1 protein-coding gene and 1 pseudogene are annotated in these 1,339 nt (G+C 62.4%); both read left to right on the forward strand.

The annotated features are described in order from the left end of the window. Positions 1 to 26: 26 nt before the first annotated feature. Positions 27 to 1,076 carry a spermidine/putrescine ABC transporter substrate-binding protein gene (locus tag EOD07_RS34555; protein WP_245470606.1) on the forward strand — a complete coding sequence of 350 codons (1,050 nt, stop codon included), beginning with the start codon at positions 27 to 29 and terminating at the stop codon, positions 1,074 to 1,076. Between the two features lie 8 nt (positions 1,077 to 1,084). Further along, a pseudogene (locus EOD07_RS34560) lies at positions 1,085 to 1,339 on the forward strand (ABC transporter permease); the annotation flags it as partial.

Genomic DNA, 1,339 nt, shown 5'->3' on the forward strand with positions numbered 1-1,339 from the left:
TCAATGCCCGGACTCCGCTTTCCATCCTGAAGTCCCATCTTTTCGCCGGTTGGGCGGCCACGGGGCTGCTACTCGCCACGAGCAACGCTCAGGCCGCCGACCTCAACGCGCTGATCTGGTGCGATCACTCCGATCCGGCGCTACTCGAGCCTTTCGAAAAGGCCAACGACGTCAAGGTCAACGTCAAGGAGTTCGAGGGCACCGGCGCCGGGCTCGCCATCGTCGACCAGTCGCAGCCCGGCGACTGGGACGTGATGGTGATCGACAGCATCGACGTGCCGCGCGGCGTTGAGAAGGGCCTGTTCGAGCCGCTGCCCGAGGACAAATTGCCCTTCGCCGACCTGTTCCCCGAAGTGAAGATGGACAAGTCGACCATCGTCGACGGCAAGCGCTACGGCATCACCGAAAAGTTCGGCTACAACACGATCGGCTTCAACAAGACCAAGGTCGATCCGGCCGACATGCAGTCGCTGGCCTCGCTCACCAGCGACAAATACAAAGGCAAGGTCGCGATCTACGATTACTACCTGCCGGTGATCGGCATGGCGGCTCTGGCCATCGGCAAGAAGACCGCCGACCTCACCGAAGCCGACCTGCCGGCGCTGAAAGCCGAACTGCTCAAGATGAAGGCCAACGCCAAGCTGGTCGGCGAAGTCACCGCCAGCCAGACGGCGCTCGCCACCGGCGAGGTCGACATCCTTGTCGGCGGCGGCGAGTGGGTCACGGCCGGTCTTGCCAAGGAAAATCCGGCGCTCGACTTCTCGATCCCGAAGGAAGGCGCGGTGCTGTGGTCGCAATCGCTCGCCATGTTCAAGGATTCCAAGAACAAGGACATGGCGCTGAAATTCATCCAATACATCCTGAGCCCGGAGGGCCAGGCGCGGCTTGCGACCTCTTCCTGCTATTGGGGCATGCCGTCCAACACCAAGGCGGCGTTGACCGACGAGCAGAAGAAGATCCTGCGCTTCGACGAGCAGCCCGGCTTCCTCGCCCGCGCACAGGCCTATCCGGCGCCGAACGCCGATCTCGACAAGAAGATGCAGAACATGTGGACCGAGATGCTGCAGGCGCAGTAGATCGGCCGATGGCATCGGCGGGAAACAAGTCGCGTGCCCTGCCCTGGGCGCTGGTCACGCCGGCGCTGGCATGGACATGTGCTTTCTTCGTGCTGCCCTTCATCGCCATGGGGTTTTCGAGCCTCACGGCGCATGAAGGCGGCGGCTTCACTTTAGCCAATTACAGCCAGTTCTTCACCGACCCGTCCTATTGGCGGGCGATGGTGAACTCGCTGGAGGTGACAGGAACCGTCACCGTGATCTCGATCCTGCTTGCCTATCCC

The sequence above is a fragment of the Mesorhizobium sp. M2C.T.Ca.TU.002.02.1.1 genome (assembly GCF_003997225.1).